The organism is Dietzia sp. MNB45, assembly GCF_051994785.1.
GTDB lineage: Bacteria > Actinomycetota > Actinomycetes > Mycobacteriales > Mycobacteriaceae > Dietzia > Dietzia kunjamensis.
This window is the reverse complement of sequence record NZ_CP163397.1, coordinates 2,038,308-2,060,614: the sequence shown is the minus strand read 5'-3', so window position 1 is coordinate 2,060,614 and position 22,307 is coordinate 2,038,308. Positions and strand designations below refer to the sequence as shown.

The following is a 22,307-nucleotide window of genomic DNA, read 5'->3' as shown; positions in this document are numbered from 1 at the left end:
CATGGTCCACATAGTGGGATCGATGTTCCACGAGTTGACGCTGCCGTCGACCGCGGCCTAGTCTGGGCCTCGTGAACACCTGGAACGGTCTCGTACTCGGCCGGCGCGTCGGCGCCTGAGCCCTACCTGGCTTTCCGTCGACGCGCACCCTCGCCGGCCTTTCGTGGCCGACGGGGGTTTTTTGTTGCCGGGTCAGACCGCGGTCAGAGAAATCCACGATCACGCCCGACCACGAACCACGGCTCCACGACCAGCATGAAGGACAGTTGAAGTGAGCGCACCAACGGCACAGCCCGGACCCCGTCCGGGTGCAGAGCAGAAGGCCCGGTCCGCGGCCCCAGAGCGGATGACGGGGGCCCAGGCCGTCGTCCGGTCCCTCGAGGAGATCGGCACCGAGGTCGTCTTCGGCATCCCCGGCGGGGCCATCCTGCCGGTCTACGACCCGCTCTACGACTCGGCCAAGGTCCGGCACGTCCTGGTCCGGCACGAGCAGGGCGCCGGTCACGCAGCGACCGGCTACGCCCAGGCGACCGGAAGGGTCGGCGTCTGCATGGCGACCTCGGGCCCCGGCGCCACCAACCTGGTGACCCCGCTCGCGGACGCGCAGATGGACTCGGTCCCGATCGTCGCGATCACGGGTCAGGTCGGGACCGCACTCATCGGCACGGACGGTTTCCAGGAAGCCGACATCTCGGGCATCACCATGCCGATCACCAAGCACAACTTCCTCGTGTCCCACGGCGAGGACATCCCGCGGATGATCGCCGAGGCGTTCCACATCGCGCAGACAGGTCGCCCCGGCGCTGTGCTCGTGGACATCCCCAAGGACGTCCTGCAGGCCGAGATGACGTTCTCGTGGCCGCCGGAGATGAAGCTGCCCGGCTACCGGCCCGTCACCAAGCCGCACGGCAAGCAGATCCGTGAGGCCGCCCGGATGATCGGCAAGGCCAGGCGCCCGGTGCTGTATGTCGGCGGCGGCGTCATCAAGGCCGACGCCTCCGCGGAGCTCATGGCGCTCGCCGAGCTGACCGGCATCCCGGTCGTGACCACGCTCATGGCGCGCGGGGCGTTCCCGGATTCCCACCGGCTGCACTACGGCATGCCGGGGATGCACGGAACCGTCGCCGCCGTCGCGGCGCTGCAGCGGTCCGACCTGCTGGTCACCCTGGGCGCCCGGTTCGACGACCGGGTCACCGGTCGTCTCGACACCTTCGCCCCGGACGCCAAGGTCATCCACGCCGACATCGACCCGGCCGAGATCGGCAAGAACCGAGCCGTCGACGTGCCGATCGTCGGCGACATCAAGGAGGTCCTCGTCGAGCTCGTCGAGACGCTGCGCGGCGCGCGCGAATCCGGCACGCTGGGCGAGCCCGCCGTGTGGGTCGGTGAGCTGGACGAGATCCGCAGTGAGTTCCCGCTTGGCTACGGCCCGCAGTCGGACGGCTCCCTGTCTCCCGAGTACGTCATCGAGCGGTTGAGCGCCGCCGCCGGCCCGGACGCCGTGTACTGCGCGGGCGTCGGCCAGCACCAGATGTGGGCGGCCCAGTTCGTCCAGTACGAGAAGCCGCGCACGTGGCTGAACTCGGGCGGCCTGGGGACCATGGGGTACGCGGTCCCCGCGGCGATGGGTGCCAAGTTCGGCCGTCAGGACGCCGAGGTCTGGGCCATCGACGGCGACGGCTGCTTCCAGATGACGAACCAGGAGCTGGCCACCTGCGCCATCGAGGGCGCACCCATCAAGGTGGCGCTGATCAACAACGGCAACCTCGGCATGGTCCGTCAGTGGCAGACACTGTTCTACGAGGAGCGGTACTCGCAGACCGACCTGTCGACCCACTCCATGCACATCCCGGACTTCGTCAAGCTCGGCGAGGCCCTGGGCTGCGTGGCGCTGCGGTGTGAGCGCGCCGAGGACGTCGACGACGTGATCGCACAGGCCCGCGCGATCAACGACCGCCCGGTCCTCATCGACTTCATCGTGGGCAAGGACGCCCAGGTGTGGCCGATGGTCGCGGCGGGCACGTCCAACGACGAGATCATGGCGGCCCGGGACATCCGGCCGCTGTTCGACGACACCGATTCCGTGGCGGACGACGCCGCGGACATCCACGAGGCGACCGAGCGGATCGACGCCGCGGTGATCGCCGCCGAGGAGGAGGACCAGTGAGCGCTCGCTCCCACACCCTGAGCGTGCTGGTGGAGGACAAGCCTGGCGTGCTCGCGCGCGTCTCGTCGCTGTTCTCCCGGCGCGGGTTCAACATCGAGTCGCTGGCCGTGGGCCCGACCGAGACCGAAGGCCTGTCGCGCATGACCATCGTCGTGAACGTCGAGGACTTCCCGCTCGAGCAGGTGACCAAACAGCTCAACAAGCTCGTCAACGTCATCAAGATCGTCGAGCAGGATCCGGCCGGCTCGGTGGCCCGCGAGCTCACTCTCGTCAAGGTCCGCGCCGACGCCACCAACCGCGGTCAGATCGTGGAGATCGCGAGTCTGTTCCGCGCACACATCGTGGACGTCTCACCCGAGTCGCTCACTCTCGAGGCCACGGGTACCCCCGACAAGCTCGACGCGCTGCTGCGGATGCTCGACGGCTACGGGATCCGCGAGATCGTGCAGTCCGGCATGGTCGCGCTCGGACGCGGCCCCAAGTCCATCAACACCACTCGATAGTATCGACTCCTACACAAGTCTCGACTTCACGAAACAACACGAAGGGAATCCACCATGGCAGTGGAGATGTTCTACGACGACTCGGCGGATCTGTCGCTGATCCAGGGCCGCAAGGTCGCCGTCATCGGGTACGGCTCGCAGGGGCACGCGCACTCGCTCAGCCTGCGCGACTCCGGAGTCGAGGTCGCGATCGGCCTGCGTGAGGGCTCCAAGTCCCGCGCGAAGGCCGAAGAGGCCGGCCTCAAGGTCATGACCGCCGCCGAGGCCACCAAGTGGGCCGACGTCATCATGCTGCTCGCCCCCGACACCTCGCAGGCGCAGATCTTCACCGAGGACATCGAGCCCAACCTGAACGACGGCGACGCGCTGTTCTTCGGTCACGGCCTCAACATCCACTTCGGCCTCATCAAGCCGGCAGAGAACATCACCATCGCGATGGTCGCCCCCAAGGGCCCCGGTCACCTCGTGCGTCGTCAGTTCGTCGACGGCAAGGGCGTCCCGGCGCTCATCGCCGTGGAGCAGGACCCGAAGGGCGAGGGCGAGGCGCTCGCGCTGTCCTACGCGAAGGCGATCGGTGGCACCCGCGCGGGCGTCATCAAGACCACCTTCAAGGACGAGACCGAGACCGACCTGTTCGGTGAGCAGGCCGTGCTGTGCGGCGGCACCGAGGAGCTCGTCAAGACGGGCTTCGAGGTCATGGTCGAGGCCGGCTACGAGCCGGAGCTCGCCTACTTCGAGGTGCTCCACGAGCTCAAGCTCATCGTCGATCTCATGTACGAGGGCGGCATCGCGCGCATGAACTACTCGGTGTCCGACACCGCGGAGTTCGGCGGCTACCTCTCCGGCCCGCGGGTCATCGACGCCGGCACCAAGGAGCGCATGAAGGAGATCCTGTCCGACATCCAGGACGGCACCTTCACCAAGCGCCTCGTGGCCAACGTCGAGGGCGGCAATAAGGAGCTTGAGCAGCTCCGCAAGGAGAACGCCGAGCACCCGATCGAGGTCACCGGCCAGAAGCTGCGCGACCTCATGAGCTGGGTCGACCGGCCGATCACGGAGACTGCCTGAGGGTCCGCGTGTCCGACCCGGTGAAGCCCCTGTAGGGTCCACCGGGATCGATTCCCGACTTCAGCAGGAGGACCGCCGTGCGCCACTTCAACCGAGGAGTGGGTGCGGCGGTCCTCGCCGTTTCCCTGGTGGGGACGACCGTGGCGTGTACGTCCGACCCCGGTGACGGCGGACCGAGAACCGAAGCCGCCCCGGTGGAGGGCACGCGGGTCGCCGCCGACGCCGACGGGTCCGGCGTGGAGACCACGAGACTGCTCATCGAGTCCGCCCCGGTGGTCGTGGTGGCAGCCCCGGACGCCGCCGCGCAGGCGCGCGCCGCCTCCGTCGCGGTCGGGTTGCACGCACCGATGCTCACCGCCGTCGAGGGCGGGGACGCGGCATTGGCCGACGAGGTGTCGCGACTCGGCGCCGAGCGGGTGTTGCGGGTCGGGCAGGTGGCCTTCACACCTGACGACGGCGAGGTGGTCGACGCCCCGGGAGGTCGGCCGGAGCTCGAGGAGCTGACCGGGATCACGTTCGACTCCGAGGTCGAGGTCCCGCCGGGGCGGATCGACGACGTCACCGTCCACCAGGTGCCGGGTACGCCTGCGCTGATGACGGCCGGGGAGATCACCGCTGCCGACGGCGCGGGCGCGGCCCCCGATCCGTTCGACAGCGGCGAACCCGCATGGGACGGCGAGGGCGCACCCAGCGTGCTCGTGTACGACGAGACGCCGGTCGCGGCGGTCGCGACGGCAGTGGCCGTCGGGGCGGCGGTGTCCCACCTCCGTACCCCGGACCCGCGGGTCGACGGCGGGTCCGTGGAGGCGGTGCGGGACGCCGAGGCGGTCTACGCGCTCGGGCCCGGGTGGGGCACCGAGGACGAACTCGAGGACCGGGTGGAGAAGGCGCGGACGGTTCCCGAACTGCCGGGCGGCGGACAGCTGCTGTTCCCGGGCCGGCGGTTCGTGGCCGCCTACGGGTCGCCGATCACCCCTGCCCTGGGGATCCTCGGCGAGCAGGGACCAGAGGAGAGCGTGGCGCGGGTTCAGCAGTTGGTCGGGGAGTACCAGCCGCACTCCCCGGAACCGGTCATCCCGGCGTTCGAGATCATCGCGACGGTCGCCTCGACGTCCGCCGGACCCGACGGCAACTACACCAACGAGTGGGACCCGCAGGAGTTCGTCCCGCTGATCGACGCCATCACCGACGCCGGCGGGTACGCGGTGATCGACCTCCAGCCCGGCATGGCCGACCTCCTCGATCAGGCGAGGATCTTCGAGGAGTTGCTCACCCGCCCGAACGTCGGACTCGCGCTCGACCCCGAGTGGAAGCTCGAGCCGGGACAACAGCCGGGCGCGCAGATCGGGTCGGTGGACGCCGAGGAGATCAACCGGGTCACCGACTGGCTGGCGGACCTGACCCGGGACAGCGGAGGGCCACAGAAGCTCCTCATCCTCCACCAGTTCAGCATGGCCATGATCGACGACCGCGACCAGATCGACACCTCCAGGCCGGAGGTGTCAATCGTCCTGCACGCCGACGGTCACGGCACCCCGGACCTGAAGATGGAGACGTGGGACGTCCTGCGCAGCGGGCTGCCGTCCGGCATCCGGATGGCGTGGAAGAACTTCTATGACGAGGACACCCCCACGTTCACGCCCGAGCAGACCATGGCGGTCGAGCCCCGGCCGTGGTTCGTGTCCTACCAGTGATTCGCTTCCTACCAGGGAGTCGGTAACCCGCCGAGGATGCGCTCCGCCACGTGCTGCCCGGCCATGCCGTGCACGCCCGGGCCGGGAGGGGTCGAGCCGGAGGCGTGCCACACCCCGGGCACACCGGTCGCGAACGGGTCGGCCCGCGGCACCGGGCGGGCGATGAGCCCCCGCAGGTCCACGCGTCCCGCCGCGATGTCCCCACCGGCGTTGTTGGCGTTGTGCTCGGCCATCCGGTCCGCGGGCGTGCAGTGGGCGGCCACGACCACGTCCCGCACCCCCGGCGCGACCGCCTCGAGCGCGGCGAGCACCTGCTCGGTCTGGTCACGGTCGGAGAACGCGGGCACGTGCGCGTAGGTCCACAGTGGACGTCGACCGTCCGGGGCGATTCGTCCCGGGTCGGTCACCCACGGCTGGGAGACGAGGATCATGGGCCGATCGGCGTGCCGACCGGCGGCGACCTCGCGCTCGGCGGCCGCGATGGCATGGGAATCCCCACCCAGGTGGACAGTGCCGGCGTCGGCGAGCCGGCCGTCGCGCCACGGAACCGGGCCAGACAGGACCAGGTCGACCTTCGCCGCGGCCCCGCCGACCGGCGCCTCCAGGAGTCTGCGTGCGCGGCGGGCCACGGCCGGAGAGGGCGAGGATGCCATGAGGATCTCGCCGAGGATCCGGGAGGACGTGTTGAAGACGACGTCCCGGGCGTCGAGCCGTGCCAGCGAATCCACGCCGACCCCGGTGCGGATCTCCCCCCCGGCATCCCGGATCGCCTCGGCCAGTGCGGCGGTGATGGCCCCGCTGCCGCCGACCGGCAGCGTCCAGCCGAGCGGCGAGTGGAGCAACGAGCCCAGGACGAGGCCGACCCCCGTCGCGGCGGGGGAGGACAGCGGGGTGATCGCGTGGGCCGAGATCCCGGACAGCAGCGTCCGTCCGTCCGGACCGAGGGGATCGCCGACCACACCGCGGGGGTGGGCGCGGACGAACGCCGCGCCGAGCGCCGCGGTCGCCCCCAGGTGCGGGACCGAGCGCTGATCGGACAGGGCCGTGGCGACGACGTCCTCCGCCCTGCGGCCCAGGGGGCCCATGAGGCTCCACCACCGGTCGGCCTCCGCGCGCGACCCCAGGCCCTCTGCGAGGGCGGCGGGGGATGGGGACGCGGGAACGACGATCGCGTCGCGGGCCGGCAGTGCGTGAGCCAGTTGAACGGGGGGAGTGAGCATCTCGACCCCGTGGGCCGGCAGGTCGAACCCACGGAAGAACGGGGATGCCCCCGCCATGGGGTGCACGGCCGAGCACGGATCCACCAGCAACCCGTTCACGACGTCCTCCGGGATGCCGGTCGCGATATCGCCCATCGGCAGGGTTCGGCACCCGCCACCGATGGTCTCCTGGGCCTCCAGCACCACCACCCGCCGCCCGGCCCGCGCACACAGCAGCGCGGCGGCCAGGCCGTTGGGGCCGGAGCCCACCACGACGACGTCCGCACGTACGGTCCCCGCCGCGCTCATTCGAAGACCGCCAGACCGTAGGCGCGTCGCAGTTGCTCCAGCAGGTCCTCCTGTGACCGGGCCTGGTCGGCCAGTCCCCGTAGCAGCCGGCCGGTGCCGGGACCGCCGGGCTCGTCGTCGCTGTCGTCGTCGTCGCTGCTGTCATCGTCGTCGCAGTTGTCGTCGTTGCTGACGTCGGGTTCCGCTCCGGACCTCCCGGCAGCGGACGCCGGGCCGTCCGCGACCCACGACGCGGCGAGCAACTCCCACATCGAGCGCTTCGCAACCACGAGGGTGCGCAGCGCCTCCAGGACCGCGAGCCGGGCCAGAGGATCGCGCACCACCGTGCCCACCGGCAGTGCGGTGAGGCTGACCGCGGCGGACCACCGCACCAGCCGACGGCCCGGGGCCCCCAGAGGTGAGAGCACCGCCAACAGGCGGGCGGCGGTGTCGATCTCCTCCTCGAACTCCCGGCGCAGCGGGACCAACCGGACCCGGTCCTCCGGATCGACCGCACTGATGCAGCGGTCCAGGACGCTCCGGCCCACCGCGGCGCCGTACAGGTGGGCCCGCAGATACATCGCCACCGCCGTCGGGCCGCGTGCCGGGGCCAGCACGGGCAACCAGGGGTCGGGGAAGCGGACCGGCGGCTGGGCCGACCGGGGAGTGCGGGGCATCGGTGCTCCGTTCGTCGCGCGGCGGTGGTCACGTCGGGTCGCCGACCCTCGTCACGGTAGGCGTCCGGGCGCGTACCGGCCACTGCTCGGCGCCGGTGACAGGTGCCCTAGACTGGCCGTGCCCGAAAAGACACCGAGGAGAACCCACTGTGACAGCATCCGGACGGCCCGTCGTCCTCATCGCCGACAAGCTCGCCCAGTCGACCGTCGACGCGCTCGGCGACGCCGTGGAGGTCCGCTGGGTGGACGGCCCGGATCGCCCCAAGCTGCTCGAGGCGGTCGCCGACGCCGACGCACTGCTCGTGCGCTCGGCCACCACCGTCGACGCCGAGGTGCTCGCCGCCGCGCCGAACCTCAGGATCATCGGGCGCGCGGGCGTCGGCCTGGACAACGTCGAGATCCCCGCCGCCACCGAGCGCGGCGTCATGGTGGTCAACGCGCCCACCTCCAACATCCACTCGGCCGCCGAGCACGCGGTCGCGCTGCTCATGTCCGCCTGCCGCCAGATCCCGGCCGCGGACCGCACCCTGCGCGAGCACACCTGGAAGCGCAGTTCCTTCAACGGCGTCGAGCTGCTCGGCAAGACCGTCGGCGTCGTGGGCCTGGGCCGCATCGGCCAGCTCGTGGCGCAGCGACTCGCCGCGTTCGAGACCAACCTCATCGCCTACGACCCCTACCTGCCCGCCGCCCGCGCGGCGCAGCTGGGAATCGAGCTGGTCGACATCGACGAGCTGGTCTCCCGCGCCGACATCATCACGATGCACCTGCCCAAGACCAAGGAGACCGCCGGTCTCTTCGACGCCGAGAGGCTGGCCCGTGCCAAGGACGGCGTCGTGATCGTCAACGCCGCCCGCGGCGGTCTGATCGTCGAGGACGCGCTCGTCGACGCCCTGAAGTCCGGCAAGGTCCGCTCCGCGGCGCTCGACGTGTTCGACACCGAGCCGTGCACCGACTCGCCGCTCTTCGAGCTCGAGAACACCGTCGTCACGCCGCACCTCGGCGCCTCCACCAGCGAGGCGCAGGACCGCGCCGGCACCGACGTCGCCCGCAGTGTGCTGCTCGCCCTGCGCGGGGAGTTCGTCCCCGACGCCGTCAACGTCACCGGTGGTCCCGTCGGCGACGAGGTCGCACCCTGGCTCGACCTCGTCCGCAAGCTCGGACTGGTCGCCGGCCACCTGTGCCCGGGTATCCCGACGACCGTCCGGATCGACGTCGCCGGCGAGCTCGCATCCGAGCAGGTCGACGTCCTCGGGCTGGCCGCCCTGCGCGGCATGTTCTCCGCGATCACCGACGAGCCCGCGACCTTCGTCAACGTCGGCCAGATGGCCGAGCAGCGGGGGGTCACCCACTCGGTGGAGACCCACAGCGAGTCCAAGTCCTACCGCAGCACCGTCACCGTCACGGCCGTGGCCGCGGATGGCGCGTCGGCCGATGTCACCGGCACGCTGGCCGGCCTGGACCAGGTGCAGAAGATCGTCCGGATCAACGAGCGCGGGTTCGACCTGCGCGCCGAGGGCCAGAACCTGTTCGTCCACTACTCCGACCGCCCGGGCGTGCTCGGCAAGGTGGGCTCCATCCTCGGCGGGGAGGGCATCGACATCCAGGCCGCCGCACTGAGCCAGGACGCCTCCGGCGAGGGCGCGTCGCTGATCCTGCGGGTCGACCGCACGGTCGCCGAGCCGACCGTCGACCGGATCGTCTCCGAGCTCGACGCCACCGCGACCCAGATCAACCTGGTCTGAGCCGGGACGACGACATCATGAAGCTCGCAGTCATCCCCGGCGACGGTATCGGCGTCGAGGTCACGGCCGAGGCACTGAAGGTGCTCGACGCGCTGGTCCCCGGTGTCGAGAAGACCGAATACGACCTCGGCGCGCGCCGGTACCTCCGCAACGGCGAGACCCTGACGGACGCGGACGTGGAGAGCCTGAGAGGCCACGACGCGATCCTGCTGGGTGCCATCGGTGATCCCCGCTCCGTGCCGGCCGGCGTGCTCGAGCGGGGCATGCTGCTCCCGCTGCGGTTCGCCCTCGACCACCACGTCAACCTGCGGCCCTCCCGGCTCTTCCCAGGGTCGGCCACCCCGCTGAAGGACCCGGGCGAGATCGACTTCGTCGTCGTCCGCGAGGGCACCGAGGGGCTCTACACCGGTAACGGCGGTGCGATCCGTGTGGGGACACCGCACGAGATCGGTACCGAAACCTCGGTCAACACCCGGTACGGCGTGGAGCGCGTGGTCCGCGACGCGTTCTCCCGTGCGCAGTCGCGTCGCAACAAGCTCACCCTGGTCCACAAGACCAACGTGCTCGTCAACGCCGGTGGGCTGTGGCAGCGCACCGTCGACGAGGTGGCTCCGGAGTTCCCCGGGGTCGAGGTGGACTACTGCCACATCGACGCCGCCACCATCTACATGGTCACCGATCCGTCCCGGTTCGACGTGATCGTCACCGACAACCTCTTCGGCGACATCATCACCGACCTCGCGGCCGCGGTCACCGGAGGCATCGGCACCGCGGCGTCGGGCAACATCGACGCCTCCGGGACCAACCCGTCCATGTTCGAGCCCGTCCACGGTTCGGCCCCGGACATCGCCGGACAGGGCAAGGCCGACCCCACCGCCGCCATCCTGTCCGTGGCTCTGCTGCTGCGCCACCTCGGTCACACGGCCGAGGCCGATCGAGTGGAGGCAGCCGTCGAGGCGGACCTCGGCTCGCGCGGCGACGCCCCGATCGTCACCTCCGAGGTGGGCGACCGGATCGTCGCGGCCGTCAGCGGTTAGACCACCGCCCCGCTGACCCCACGTCCGGTCCCCGGCCCGCGGGTGTGAATCGCGAGAAGTGATCACACCGCGGGCCGTCGGCGTCCACAGTGGTGGAATGGACGTCGAACTCGCCGAGGTGCGGGACTTCCTCGCGCGCTGCGCTCCTTTCGACGAGCTGCCCGGAGAGGTGCTCGACCGCCTGCCCGCGCGGCTCAGTCAGCGCTACCACCGGCGGGGGACCGTCATTCTGGAGGCGGGGGACGCGAACGACACCCTCCACATCATCCGCACGGGCGCCGTCGAGGTGTGCGACCCGGGCGGTGCCCTGCTCGACGCGCGCGACGAGGGTGACTGCTTCGGCTACTCGACGCTGACCGGTTCCGGCCCGTCGCGGTACCGCATGGAGGCGGTCGCGGACACCCTGCTGCTCGAGATGCCGCGCGAGGTGTTCGACGAGCTCGCGGCCGCCCACCCCGGTATTCGCGACTTTTTCGGTGCGCGGAGCGATCGGATCCGCCAGGACCTCGCCTCCGCCCGGGTCGCCGCGGCCGGGGGAGACCCGCTGAGCACACCGGTGGGCGATCTCCTCACCCGCGACGCGGTCACCACGGGGCCCGGGACCACCATCCTCGAGGCGGCGCAGATCATGTCGCGGGAACGCGTCTCCGCGCTGCTCGTGGTGGAGGACGGACGCGTGGTCGGCATCTTCACCGATCGCGACCTGCGCTCGAAGGTGGTCGCGGTCGGCGGTGACACCGCGGCGCCGGTGTCGACGATCATGACCCACGACCCGGTTTCGGTGGACGCCCGGACCCGCGCGTTCGACGCGACCCTGCTCCAGATCGAACGCGGCGTCCATCACCTGCCGGTGTGCGAGGCCGGTGCCCCCGCGGGGATGGTCACGAGCGGGGACCTGCTGCGCCTGGCACAGTCCGACCCGGTCTATCTGGCCGCGCGGATCTCGCGGGCGCCCGACACCGAGACGGTGGCGGAACTGTCCGCCCGGTTGCTACCGCTGGTCGGCGAGTTCGTGCGGCGGGGCACCACGCCGCGGGATATCGGCCGGGTCGTCACCGCCACCGCCGATGCGGCGACGCGCCGCCTGATCGCGCTGGCGGAGGCCGACCTGGGACCGCCTCCCGTGCCTTACTCCTGGGTGGGACTCGGTTCCCAGGCCCGGGGTGAGCTCGGGGTGTCCAGCGACCAGGACAACGCGCTGATCCTCGACGACAGGGCACACGAGGTCGCCGGCTCCGACGACTACTTCGCGGAGCTCGCCGACCGCGTCTGCACGGGTCTCGACCGGGCGGGCTTCCCGCTCTGTCCCGGTGGGGTGATGGCGACCAACCCGCGGTGGCGGCGCACCTGCGCGGAGTGGGAGGGGACGGTACGGGACTGGGTCGGGGCCCCCGAGGCCGACGCAGTTCTGCACAGCCAGGTGTTCTTCGACCTCCGTCCCGTCCACGGTGAGAGCGGCCTCGCCGTCCGCGTCCAACGCGAGATGCTGGTCCGCGCGAAGGGCAGCCCCCGTTTCCAGGCGCATCTGGCCCGGATCGCGTGCGAGTGGCAACCCCCGCTCGGTTTCCTCCGCGGGCTCGTCGTCGCGCGCCGGGGCGAGTACCGCAACACCCTGGACCTCAAGGCCGGGGGGATCGCGCCAGTCGTCCAGATCGCGCGTCTGTACGCCCTGTCCGCGGGACTGGACGAGGTATCGACGCTCGGCCGGCTCGACGCGGCGGCGAGCGCCGGGGTGATCGCCCGCTCGGACGCCGAGAACCTCATCGAGGCCTTCCGGTTCCTGCGCGGGCTGGCATTCCGCCACCACGCGCGTCAGATCCACGAGCACTCGGACCTCGACAACAACGTGGACCCGTCGACGCTCGGAACCAAGGACCGCCATCGGCTACGGGCGGCGTTCCGCATCATCGCGGGAGCACAGAGCGCACTGCAGATCAAATACCGGGTCGGGCAGATGTGATGGTTCTGCCCTGGCTGACCGCGGCCGGCCGCCGCAGGAGTGCCGCCCGCAAGGCCCCCGACGGGCCACTGCGGCGATACCTGGAGACACCGCCGCCGGATCCGACCACGCCACTCGAGGACCTGTCGCTGCTCGCTGTGGACGTGGAGACCACGGGTCTCGATCCCCGTCATGACCGGGTCCTGGCGGTGGGGTTCGTCCCCGTCGACGGGGAGCGGATCGTCCTGGGTGGGGCGGGATCGGTACTGTTGCGTCCCGATCGCGGACCGGGCGACGACGACGGGGTGGGGCAGAGTGCCACCGTGCACGGACTCACGGACGACGCGATCGCCACCGGAGCGGATGTCGAGGACGTCCTGGACCGGGTGTTCACCGCTCTGACCGGCCGGGTGTTGGTCGCGCACTACTGCCCGATAGAGGTCGACTTCCTGGGCGCGTTGTGCCGGCGCACGTTCGGCATCCGGCCACCTGTGGAGTCCGTCGACACCCTGGAGCTGCACCGGCGGGTTCTGGGCGGCGGCGTCGACATGGGCTTCACCGCCGACCCGTCGCCCGAGCGGCTGCGGCTCTGGGGTGCCCGGGAGAGGTACGGGCTACCGCGGTACCGCGCACACGACCCGTTGGTCGACGCGCTCGCCTGCGCCGAGCTGTATCTCGCCCAGGTCACCGAGCTCCGCGACCGCGGGGCGCGCACGCTGCGGGACCTGCGGACCGCCTAGGATCGCGGGTATGCGTCTCGCCCGTATCGCCCACCCGCAGGGTTTCGCCTTCGTCGAGGTCCGCGGAGACATCTCCGACCCGTCCTCGCTGTCCTGTGCCGAGATCTCCGAGCACCCCTTCGGTACCCCCGAGTTCACCGGCCGCGAATGGCCGCTGGCCGACGTGCGTCTGCTCGCCCCGATCCTGGCCTCCAAGATCGTGTGTGTCGGCAAGAACTACGCCGATCACGCCGAGGAGATGGGCTCGCAGGCCCCGGCCGAGCCCCTGATCTTCCTCAAGCCCAACACCTCGGTCGTCGGCCCCGAGGCGTCTGTCGCCTATCCGCCGAGTTCGGAGCGGGTCGACCACGAGGGCGAGCTGGCCGTGGTGATCGGGCAGCCGTGCCGGGACGTCGCCGCCGCGCGGGCCCACGAGGTCATCCTCGGCTACACCTGCGCCAACGACGTCACCGCCCGCGACCAGCAACTCTCGGACGGTCAGTGGACGCGGGGCAAGGGATACGACACCTTCTGCCCGCTCGGTCCGTGGATCGTCACCGATCTGGACCCCAACGGGCTGGACGTCCGGGTCACCCTCACCCATCCAGACGGCACGTCCGAGGTGCGGCAGGATGGCAACACCTCGCAGTTCATGCACACCGTCGGCGAGATCGTCGAGTATGTCAGCAGGGTCATGACCCTCCTGCCCGGCGACGTGATCCTCACCGGTACCCCGGCGGGGGTCGGGCCCATGTTGCCCGGCGACCGTGTGACGGTCGAGATCGAGGGCATCGGCTCACTGACGAACCCCGTCGTCGACCGGTAGGTCGGGGGACCGGCGCCGGGCACCGCCCTAGAAGGCTCCGAACGCCCTCAGGATGGTGCGGAGTTTGGCGCCGGTCTCGGCCACCTCGTCGTCGGGCTGCGAGTCCGCGACCAGACCGCCGCCGGCCCAGGCGATCGCTCCCGACCGGTCCGCGTCGATCTCGGCGCACCTGATGGTCACCATCCAGTCCCCGTCGCCACCGGCGTCCGACCACCCGACGGCCCCGGCGTAGAACCCCCGTTCCCCTTCTATCGCGGCGATGAGCCTGCGTGCCTCGTCCGTTGGTGTCCCGCACACCGCCGGTGTGGGGTGCACGGCGAGGGCGAGGTCCAGCGAGGTGGTGCGGGGGTCGGCGACACGCCCCCGGATACGGGTCCCGAGGTGCCACATCTCGCGGGTGGACGTGAGAGTGGGGCGGTCCGGGATCTCCAGATCCGTGCACAGTGGTTCCAGGGCCCGTGCCAGCGACTCCACCACGAATGCGTGCTCGGAGGCGTCCTTGCCCGACGCGCGCAAGGCGCGGCCGGCGGCCTGGTCCGCGGCCGGGTCGGTCGAGCGGGGCGCGGACCCTGCCAGCGGGTGGCATTCCACCAGATCGCCTCGGCGGCGGACGAGGAGTTCGGGGCTCGAGCCCACCAGGACCCGCCCGGCGTGGACCCCGCCGGCGGGGGAGAGGTCGACGAGGTAGCCGTCCGCCGCCGGGCTGGAGTCGATGAGTGCGGCGCACACGGCATGGGGGTCGATGGGCTGATCGGCAGACAGCCGGACCGCCCTGGCCAGCACCACCTTGTCGATCTCGCCGGAGCGCACCCCCGCGATCGCGGTCGACACCCTGGCGCGGTGCTCCGAGGACGTGGGGATCTCCCGGGTGACGTGGGCGCGGGTGCGCATCCGGCGGAAGTAGGCGGGGGGCTCCAGTGGGCCGTCGACGCGGACCACCACGTCGGGTTCGACCAGAGCGGCGGGCGCGTCGGGCTCGAAACCGATCGCGCCCACGATCAGACCACTGGCGCCGGACCGCAGGGCCAGGGCCGCGTCCGCCGGTGCCGTGAACGAGTTCAGGGCACCCTGGGTGCGCAGCGAGCCGGTCGGACGGGACAGCAGGAAGTCCGGGGCGGTCACCGGGCGTGCGACGTCGGGTTGGTGCCCAGACGCCACGGCACGCCTCCCTCGGTTCGGACTCCTGCGTGGATCGCGCCTCCTCGTACGGCGGCCACGGGTACCCGCCGATCCTAGGCCGGTCCTCGCCGGGGGTGCGAGCCGGGATCGTCACTAAGATGGGCTCCATGACCGCCTCGAACGTCCGCGTCCGCTTCTGTCCGTCCCCCACCGGCACACCCCACGTGGGTCTCGTCCGTACGGCCCTGTTCAACTGGGCGCACGCCCGGCACACGGGCGGCACGTTCGTCTTCCGCATCGAGGACACCGACGCCGCCCGGGATTCGGAGGAGTCGTACCAGTCGCTCCTCGACGCCCTGCGGTGGCTCGGCCTGGACTGGGACGAGGGTCCCGAGGTGGGTGGCCCGTACGCGCCGTACCGGCAGTCCGAGCGGCGCGATCTGCACCTGGACGTGGTGCGCAGGCTGGTCGAGGCGGGGGAGGCGTACGAGTCGTTCTCCACCCCCGAGGAGGTCGAGGCCCGCCACCGGGCCGCCGGTCGCGATCCCAAACTCGGGTACGACGGGTTCGATCGCGACCTCACGGAGGACCAGAAGCAGGCGTTCCGTGACGAGGGGCGCGGCGCGGTGATCCGGTTGCGGATGCCGGACGAGGATCTCGCCTGGGACGACCTGGTCCGCGGGGAGACCGTGTTCAGGGCGGGCACCGTGCCGGACTTCGCGCTCACGCGAGCCAACGGCATCCCGCTCTACACGTTGGTCAACCCGGTCGACGACGCACTGATGAAGATCACGCACGTCCTCCGGGGCGAGGATCTGCTCAGCTCCACCCCCCGACAGATCGCCCTCTACCGTGCCCTGATGCGGATCGGGGTGGCGGATGACGTCCCCGCGTTCGGGCACCTGCCGTTCGTCATGGGCGACGGCAACAAGAAGCTGTCCAAGCGTGACCCCGAATCGGACCTGTTCCTCCACCGGGACCGCGGGATGCTGCCGGAGGGCTTGCTCAACTACCTGGCACTGCTCGGGTGGGGACTGTCGGAGGACCGCGACGTGTTCTCCCTCGAGGAGATGGTCGAGGCGTTCGACATCCGCCAGGTCAACGCCAACCCGGCCCGCTTCGACCAGAAGAAGGCCGACGCGATCAACGCCGAGCACATCCGGCAGCTGCCGGCGGAGGAGTTCGCCCGCCGCCTGCGCGAGTACCTCGTCGCTCACCCCGCCGAGGACGGGATGACCCTGCCGGAGAGTTTCGACGACCAGCGGTGGGCGATCGTTGCAGATCTGCTCCAGACCCGCATCGTCGTCCTGTCGGATGCATGGAAGCTCATCAAGTTCCTCCTCGTGGACGAGGCCGGGTTCACCGTCGACGCCCAGTCGGCCGCCAAGAACCTCAAGACAGACTCCCGCGAGGTCGTGGACGCCGCGATCGCCGCGCTCGAGGCGCTCGAGGAGTGGACGCCCCCGGCCATCGAGGCCGCTCTGTCGGGCGCGCTGGTGGAGGACCTGGGCATCAAGCCGCGCAAGGCCTACGGGCCCGTGCGGGTGGCGGTCACGGGGTCGCACATCTCGCCGCCGCTGTTCGAGTCGCTGGAGCTGCTCGGTCGTGAGGCCACGCTGTCCAGGCTGCGGTCCGCCCCCGTCGCCGACTAGCTCGGGGTCCGGAAACAGACGGATTGACCAGGCGATTTGCTATTCACCCTCGGTGGTTTGATAGTCTCTTCGAGGCGCCCCGCGAGGGGCGGAAAAGTGAATGCAGTGGCCTATGGTGTAATTGGCAACACAGCGGTTTCTGGTACCGTCGTTCTAGGTTCGAGTCCTGGTAGGCCAGCTGAGCGCGTCACAGCGCTCGCTACAGCGGATCCCGTGCGGATCCGTGTCCTAGCCCCCGTCGTCTAGCGGCCTAGGACGCCGCCCTCTCACGGCGGTAGCGTGGGTTCGAATCCCATCGGGGGTACAGCAGAAGGCGCTCGGAGCACATCGCTCCGGGCGCCTTCCTCGTTGTGGGGGCCGGGGGCGGATTCCAGGAGTCGCGGTAGGCCACCAGCCCGGGCCCTCATCGCGGGTCAGGCCAAGGCCCGGACCGGCCCGGTCACCCTGCCCCGCCCCCGGAGGCGGATGAGATGGCGGGCGTGCTCGTCCAGTGCGTGGTCCTCGGCGGATACCGGGGCCCACCGGGGCACCGGGGTGGGTCGACCGTCCGGTCCGAGTGCCGCACAGACGGTCAGGCAGTGGGTGGTGAGCGTCCGCTCGGGCGAGGTGGCCTCTCCGGAGCTCACGTGGACCGAGACGTGCATGGTCTCGTGACCCGTGTGCAGCAGGCGGGCCTCCACCTCCACGACATGGCCGATCTTCACCGGGTGATAGAACCGGACACCGCCGGCGTACACGGAGGTGCAGGGGGTACCCGACCACCGGGTGGCGCAGAGGTTCGCCGCGTCGTCGATCCAGGACATGATGCGCCCGCCGTGCGCGTTGCCGCCCCAGTTGACGTCACCGGGTGCCGCGAGGAACCTCAGGGTCGAGCGGGGCGCGGTGCCCTCGACGGAGTAGGTCTGCTCCGCCATCGCCTGTTCGATGTCCTTGCGCAGTCCGATCCGCATGACCGCCTCGTCGGACTCGTGTATCTCCAGCCGGGACGCGGGTGTCCAGGGAGGCACGGGGGTGGGTGCACCGTCGCGGACGGCGATGAACACCACGAGGCACTCGGCGCAGTGCCGGTAGTCGAGGGTCACGGGATCACAGGCGCGGACGTCGCACTGGATGTGCATCGACGTCGACCCCGTGTGGACCAGGCGGGCCGAGACCTCGATGAGCTCGCCGGAGATGACCGGTCGGGAGAAGCGGATGTTCCCGACGTAGGCCGTGACGGCGTATCCGCCGGACCACCCCGCCGCCAGAGCGTAGGCGGCCTTGTCGATCCATTCGAGGATGCGGCCGGTGTGCACCTGCGTGCCCGTACCGACATCGGTGGGCGCGGCGAGGAACCGCAGGACGGTCTGACGAGGTGTGGTCACGCTCCGCACGCTAGTGACCGCGCGTGACGGGGCGGTTGCCGCGCGTACGGATTCCGTGACGGATTCCTCACCCCCGCGCCGTCGGACGGTGAGCCGGGACGCGGGGGCGTGGGAGGAGGATCAGTCCACCGTCTCCTTGAGGGTGTCCTCTCGGACGAACAGCAGCAGCACGGTGGCGACCAGGATGAGCGGGACCACGACATGGTAGATCGGCACCAACGCGTCGTTGTAGGAGCCGACGATCGCGTCGTGCAGGGGACCGGGCAACCCTGCCAGGATCTCCGGGCTCATGGAGTTGGCCGCACCCGAACCGTTCGAGAAGGTCTCGGCGACGGCGGCGCCCTCGGGACCGAGTTCGGCGGCCGCGGCGGGAACCCGCTCGCCCATGAGATCGGCGAGCCGGCTGACGAACACTGAACCCACGATCGCCGAACCCATGGTGCCGCCGATCTGGCGGAAGAAGTTGTTGGACGCGGTGGCGGTGCCGACCATGGTGATCGGGAAGGTGTTCTGCACGATCAGCACCAGCAGTTGCATGCACAGTCCGAGACCGAAGCCGAAGACGAACAGCACCACGCCCAGGTGCACCAGGGTGTCGCCGGCCTCCAGCGAGCCGATCAGCCAGAGGCCCGCGGCCATGATCACGGTGCCGACCACCGGGTACCACTTGTAGCGGCCGGTCCGGCTGACGATGTTGCCCACGACGATGGACGTGCCCATCATTCCGGCCATCATCGGCGTCATCATCAGGCCGGCGGCGGTGGGGCCGAGCCCGTGGACCATCTGGATGTAGGTGGGCAGGTACGCCATGCAACCGAACATCGCGACACCGACCAGGAGCCCGGCTCCGGTCGCCAGTGAGAAGTTCCGCTCGGCGAACAGCGTCATCGGGATCAACGGGTGCTCCGAGCGCGACTCCACCAGGACGAACGCGACCGCACACACCAGGAACACCGCGCCCATACCGAGGATCATCGGGTCCGTCCAGCTGTACCGGTTACCGCCCCAGGAGGAGATGAGGATCAGAGCGGTGGTGCCGGTGGCCATGAGGACCGTGCCGGGCCAGTCGGTACGTCGACCGGCGCCGCGGTTGGGCAGGCGGAGCCAGACCACGGCCACGACGAGGGCGACCAGGCACACGGGGAGGTTGAACCACAGGGCCCAGCGCCAGCCGGGGCCCTCGGTGAAGAACCCGCCGAGCAGGGGCCCGAGGACGGAGGACAAGCCGAAGACGGCGCCCAGTACGCCCATGTACCGGCCGCGCTGCCGGGCGGGGACGACGTCGGCGACGATCGCCTGGGAGAGCACCATGAGACCGCCACCACCGAGCCCCTGGATCGCGCGGGCCACGATGAGCAGGTCGATGTCCCACGCGACCGCGCCCAGCAGCGAGCCGGCGGAGAACAGGAGGATCGCGGTCACGAACAGCGGCTTGCGGCCGATCTGGTCGCCGAGTTTGCCGTAGACCGGCAGGCCGATCGTCATGGTGAGCAGGTAGACGGTGATGACCCAGCTCATCCGGTCGACCCCACCGAGGTCGGCCACGATGGTCGGCAGTGCCGTGGCGAAGATCATCTGGCCCAGGGAGACGATGAGCATCCCGAGCAGCAGGGAGGTGAACACCAGCGGCACGTTGTGGGTCACCGGCGCCGGAGCCGCGGAGGTCGTGGTTCCCGGATCGGCGCCGGGGGAGGGCGCGGTAGTGCGGATATCGGTGTCGCTCATGCGGGACTCCCGGCGGGATGTGAGGCGGAGGGTGCGGTGGGCGCCGTGGCGGGGGGTGCGGTGGTGTCGGGTGCTCCCGCGAGCAGGGCGAGTTGCCGCAACGCGGTGGCGCAGTCACCGTCGAGGTCCTCGAAGGTGGCGGAGTCGCGGGCGAGCCACGCGGACAGCCCGAGGTTCGCCGATGCCGCGACCAGGGCCACGCAGGCCCGGGCCTCGGCCTCGACCGCCACCCCGGCCAGCCGACGCAGCGACGGGTGCCGGTCGAGGTGCACGATCACCAGGTCGGTCAGGCGGAGTTGGAAGCGCGACGAGGCGGTCATCCGCGCGGCCGCCAGCTCGGGCTCGGCGCGGAAGATGGCCCGGCGGCGCTGGGCCAGCGTGGCGGTCTGGTCCCTGTCGGCGGTGCGGGTCGCCGCGAAGGCGGCGAGGTAGAGACGGAGTAGCGCGTCGAGAACGCCCTCCTCGCCGCGGTCGAGGAAGGCGGCGCGGTCGGCCTCGGTGACGTCCTCGGGCGTGGCGCCGATGACGGCGGCCTCCTTGGAGGGCACGTAGTTGAAGAACGTCCGCTTGGAGATCTCGGCGGCGGCGCAGATCTGGTCGACCGTCACCGCGTCGAAGCCGTACTCGAGCACCAGGGAGGTCGCCGCGTTCTCTATGGCCACCATGGTCGCGCGACGCTTCCGGTCGCGCAGTGAGTCGGGGTCGGGGGGAGAGGACATGCCGGTCACGATAGCTGCTTACTTCACCGAGTGCATCTTTGCACCCGGTGTACGGGGGCGATGTCGCGATTTGGTTCGTCGTCCACCATCCGGATATAGTGGTCGAGCGCCAAGCCCCCGTCGTCTAGCGGCCTAGGACGCCGCCCTCTCACGGCGGTAGCGTGGGTTCGAATCCCATCGGGGGTACAGGGGAGATGTCCCGGTTCGTCTGCAACGACGAGCCGGGACATCTCGCATTTGTGGCCGTGGCAGGATCACCGGGGTGACCTCTCGCCGTGACCTCCTCCGCCTGGCCGTCGGTGGCGGGTTGACCCTCGCGGGGCTCACCGCGTGCGGCCCGGGAGGGGGGTCGACGACGACACCGGCTCCGACGGCGAGCGACCCGCTGACTCCCCCCAGTCCGATCCGTACCCCCACACCGGACGCTCCGCCACGCCGCCTCATCGCGCTCTCCTCGGCCGACCTCGACGTCCTGCACGCCCTCGACCGAGAGCCCACCGCCGCGTGGGCCGTCGACGGGACGGGCCCGCGACCGTGGCGCGACCACCCGGCACCGCCGTCGCCGGAGTGGGACGGCCCCGGACTGCCGAGCCTGCGGTCGCTGCTGCCGTTCGGGGTCGACGCGTTCGTCCTGGTCGCGGCCGACGTCACCGGGCCCGAGCTCCGTGGGTACGAGCAGCTCGCCACGGTGATCGTCGACCCGCAGGGGAGACCCGGGTGGCGGGACCACCTCAATCTCGTCGCCGGGGCCGTCGACCGCGATCCCACCCCGGCAGCCGAGACGGCCGAGAAGGCGCTCGAGGAGTGGTCGGAGGAGCAGCGCCGCCTGGGGGTCGACGCCCTCGCCGTCGTCATCGGCACCGGCGCGCGGCCCGACACCCCCGTCGCCACCCTCGCGGCGACGTCGCCACTCGGCGCCGAGATCCGTGCGCTGGGCTTCGACGTGGACTCGCGCCCCGACCCCGTTCCGTACCGGGACCTCCGGCGGCCGGGCGTGCAGGTGGTGCGGGTGGACCCGCGCGACGACGATCTCGTGGCCGCGGTGCGCCAACCCAGCGTGGCCAGCCTGCCGTGGGCGCTCGAGCGGCTCACCCGCGGCCGGCGGCCCGCGTAGGGCCGGCGCGGCGGCGTCCCTGTCGACTAGAGCCGTTTGTGGATCGCATCGGCGGCGGCGAGCAGATCGGCCGCCCACTTCACGCCGGGGCGGCGACCGATGCGGTCGACCGGGCCCGACACGGAGATCGCGGCGACCACCGTGCCGGCGGCATCCCGGATCGGCGCGGAGATCGAGGCCACGCCCGCCTCCCGCTCGGCGACCGACTGCGCCCAGCCGCGCCGCCGGACGTCGGCGAGCTGGCGCTCGGTGTACGTGGCGTCGGCGAGCAGGGTGCGCTGGGTGGCGGGGTCGGCCCACGCCGCCAACACCTTCGCGCCCGAGCCCCGTGTCATGGGCAGGATCGCGCCGACGGGCACCGTGTCCCGCAGTCCCGTCGGTGGTTCCGCGGAGGCCACACAGATCCGGCGGTCACCGTCGCGGCGGTACACCTGCACGCTCTCCTCGGTCACCTCGCGCAGGCGGGGCAGCACGGAGGACGCGGCCTCGGCCAGGGAGTCCGACACGTGCGCGGCGAGCTTGGCCAGACCGGGCCCCAGGCTCCACACTCCGGCGTCGTCACGGGAGAGGAGTTGGTGGATCTCGAGCCCCACCGCGAGCCGGTGGGCGGTCGCGCGAGGCAGGCCCGTCCGCTCGCAGAGGTCGGCCAGGACGCACGGCTGCTCGGCCACGGCGTAAAGCACCGTCATCGCTTTGTCGAGGACCCCGATCCCGCTATACTGTCTCACAGTTCGACTATATCGTCCTACATGGTG

18 protein-coding genes and 3 tRNA genes are annotated in these 22,307 nt (G+C 71.0%); 14 read left to right on the top strand and 7 right to left on the bottom strand.

Annotated features, from left to right (window positions below; translation table 11 throughout):
* Positions 1-271 precede the first annotated feature (271 nt).
* From AB5G72_RS09890 to AB5G72_RS09875, 4 genes are all read left to right on the top strand, one after another.
* Positions 272-2,167, top strand: a complete 1,896-nt coding sequence (locus AB5G72_RS09890) for an acetolactate synthase large subunit (protein WP_096905282.1) — start codon at positions 272-274, stop codon at positions 2,165-2,167.
* Positions 2,164-2,670, top strand: coding sequence for an acetolactate synthase small subunit (ilvN, locus tag AB5G72_RS09885; RefSeq protein ID WP_067718247.1), 507 nt, complete (start codon positions 2,164-2,166; stop codon positions 2,668-2,670). The genes AB5G72_RS09890 and ilvN overlap by 4 nt, the downstream gene beginning before the upstream one ends.
* A 54-nt stretch (positions 2,671-2,724) precedes the next feature.
* Positions 2,725-3,738, top strand: a complete 1,014-nt coding sequence (ilvC, locus tag AB5G72_RS09880) for a ketol-acid reductoisomerase (RefSeq protein ID WP_069388416.1) — start codon at positions 2,725-2,727, stop codon at positions 3,736-3,738.
* 77 nt (positions 3,739-3,815) lie between these two features.
* Positions 3,816-5,432 carry a hypothetical protein gene (locus AB5G72_RS09875; RefSeq protein ID WP_182633856.1) on the top strand — a complete coding sequence of 539 codons (1,617 nt, stop codon included), beginning with the start codon at positions 3,816-3,818 and terminating at the stop codon, positions 5,430-5,432.
* An 8-nt stretch (positions 5,433-5,440) separates the two neighbouring features.
* On the opposite strand, the gene AB5G72_RS09870 is transcribed toward AB5G72_RS09875, so the two are convergent.
* Together AB5G72_RS09870 and AB5G72_RS09865 are read right to left on the bottom strand one after the other, a co-directional pair.
* Entirely contained in the window at positions 5,441-6,940 is a 1,500-nt protein-coding gene (locus AB5G72_RS09870; RefSeq protein WP_120283549.1) for a phytoene desaturase family protein, read from the bottom strand.
* Positions 6,937-7,596 carry a hypothetical protein gene (locus AB5G72_RS09865; RefSeq protein ID WP_440219780.1) on the bottom strand — a complete coding sequence of 220 codons (660 nt, stop codon included), beginning with the start codon at positions 7,594-7,596 and terminating at the stop codon, positions 6,937-6,939. Before AB5G72_RS09865 ends, AB5G72_RS09870 begins: the two co-directional genes overlap by 4 nt.
* Positions 7,597-7,745: 149 nt before the next feature.
* Here AB5G72_RS09865 and serA point away from each other — a divergent pair, with 149 nt between their 5' ends.
* The 5 genes from serA (at position 7,746) to AB5G72_RS09840 (ending at position 13,859) form a co-directional block, all read left to right on the top strand.
* Positions 7,746-9,338 (top strand): phosphoglycerate dehydrogenase, encoded by a 1,593-nt coding sequence (gene serA, locus AB5G72_RS09860; RefSeq protein WP_440219779.1) that lies wholly within the window; start codon positions 7,746-7,748, stop codon positions 9,336-9,338.
* A 17-nt stretch (positions 9,339-9,355) separates the two neighbouring features.
* Complete coding sequence (locus AB5G72_RS09855) at positions 9,356-10,375, top strand: 3-isopropylmalate dehydrogenase (RefSeq protein ID WP_067718233.1); 1,020 nt, start codon at positions 9,356-9,358, stop codon at positions 10,373-10,375.
* 97 nt (positions 10,376-10,472) lie between these two features.
* Positions 10,473-12,335 carry a putative nucleotidyltransferase substrate binding domain-containing protein gene (locus AB5G72_RS09850; protein WP_440219778.1) on the top strand — a complete coding sequence of 621 codons (1,863 nt, stop codon included), beginning with the start codon at positions 10,473-10,475 and terminating at the stop codon, positions 12,333-12,335.
* Positions 12,335-13,054, top strand: coding sequence for an exonuclease domain-containing protein (locus tag AB5G72_RS09845; RefSeq protein ID WP_325767724.1), 720 nt, complete (start codon positions 12,335-12,337; stop codon positions 13,052-13,054). Before AB5G72_RS09850 ends, AB5G72_RS09845 begins: the two co-directional genes overlap by 1 nt.
* Before the next feature lie 10 nt (positions 13,055-13,064).
* Positions 13,065-13,859: a fumarylacetoacetate hydrolase family protein gene (locus tag AB5G72_RS09840; protein WP_154827762.1), complete on the top strand. Its 795-nt coding sequence runs from the start codon at positions 13,065-13,067 to the stop codon at positions 13,857-13,859.
* 27 nt (positions 13,860-13,886) lie between these two features.
* Here the strand turns inward: AB5G72_RS09840 and AB5G72_RS09835 are convergent, their stop codons facing one another.
* The gene (locus AB5G72_RS09835; RefSeq protein WP_440219777.1) at positions 13,887-15,017 is read right to left on the bottom strand and encodes an isochorismate synthase; all 1,131 of its coding nucleotides are present in this window, start codon (positions 15,015-15,017) and stop codon (positions 13,887-13,889) included.
* A gap of 128 nt (positions 15,018-15,145) precedes the next feature.
* On the opposite strand from AB5G72_RS09835, the gene gltX reads away from it, so the two are divergent.
* The 3 genes from gltX to AB5G72_RS09820 all read left to right on the top strand — a co-directional run bounded on the left by gltX (position 15,146) and on the right by AB5G72_RS09820 (position 16,934).
* Positions 15,146-16,630 carry a glutamate--tRNA ligase gene (gltX, locus tag AB5G72_RS09830; protein ID WP_440219776.1) on the top strand — a complete coding sequence of 495 codons (1,485 nt, stop codon included), beginning with the start codon at positions 15,146-15,148 and terminating at the stop codon, positions 16,628-16,630.
* 106 nt (positions 16,631-16,736) lie between these two features.
* Positions 16,737-16,808: transfer RNA gene (locus AB5G72_RS09825), tRNA-Gln, on the top strand.
* A 53-nt stretch (positions 16,809-16,861) separates the two neighbouring features.
* A tRNA-Glu gene (locus AB5G72_RS09820) sits at positions 16,862-16,934 on the top strand.
* 109 nt (positions 16,935-17,043) lie between these two features.
* Here AB5G72_RS09820 and AB5G72_RS09815 read toward each other — a convergent pair.
* The 3 genes from AB5G72_RS09815 to AB5G72_RS09805 all read right to left on the bottom strand — a co-directional run bounded on the left by AB5G72_RS09815 (position 17,044) and on the right by AB5G72_RS09805 (position 20,438).
* Positions 17,044-17,994 (bottom strand): acyl-CoA thioesterase, encoded by a 951-nt coding sequence (locus AB5G72_RS09815; RefSeq protein WP_154827756.1) that lies wholly within the window; start codon positions 17,992-17,994, stop codon positions 17,044-17,046.
* A gap of 120 nt (positions 17,995-18,114) precedes the next feature.
* On the bottom strand, positions 18,115-19,719 hold the full coding sequence (locus tag AB5G72_RS09810) for an MDR family MFS transporter (protein WP_440219775.1): 1,605 nt from the start codon (positions 19,717-19,719) through the stop codon (positions 18,115-18,117).
* Positions 19,716-20,438: a TetR family transcriptional regulator gene (locus AB5G72_RS09805; RefSeq protein ID WP_440219774.1), complete on the bottom strand. Its 723-nt coding sequence runs from the start codon at positions 20,436-20,438 to the stop codon at positions 19,716-19,718. Before AB5G72_RS09805 ends, AB5G72_RS09810 begins: the two co-directional genes overlap by 4 nt.
* Positions 20,439-20,551: 113 nt before the next feature.
* On the opposite strand from AB5G72_RS09805, the gene AB5G72_RS09800 reads away from it, so the two are divergent.
* Both AB5G72_RS09800 and AB5G72_RS09795 read left to right on the top strand, forming a co-directional pair.
* Positions 20,552-20,624, top strand: a tRNA-Glu gene (locus tag AB5G72_RS09800).
* A gap of 76 nt (positions 20,625-20,700) precedes the next feature.
* Positions 20,701-21,552 (top strand): ABC transporter substrate-binding protein, encoded by an 852-nt coding sequence (locus tag AB5G72_RS09795; protein WP_440219773.1) that lies wholly within the window; start codon positions 20,701-20,703, stop codon positions 21,550-21,552.
* 26 nt (positions 21,553-21,578) lie between these two features.
* Here AB5G72_RS09795 and AB5G72_RS09790 read toward each other — a convergent pair whose 3' ends face one another.
* Positions 21,579-22,280, bottom strand: coding sequence for an IclR family transcriptional regulator (locus tag AB5G72_RS09790; RefSeq protein WP_440219772.1), 702 nt, complete (start codon positions 22,278-22,280; stop codon positions 21,579-21,581).
* Positions 22,281-22,307 lie beyond the last annotated feature (27 nt).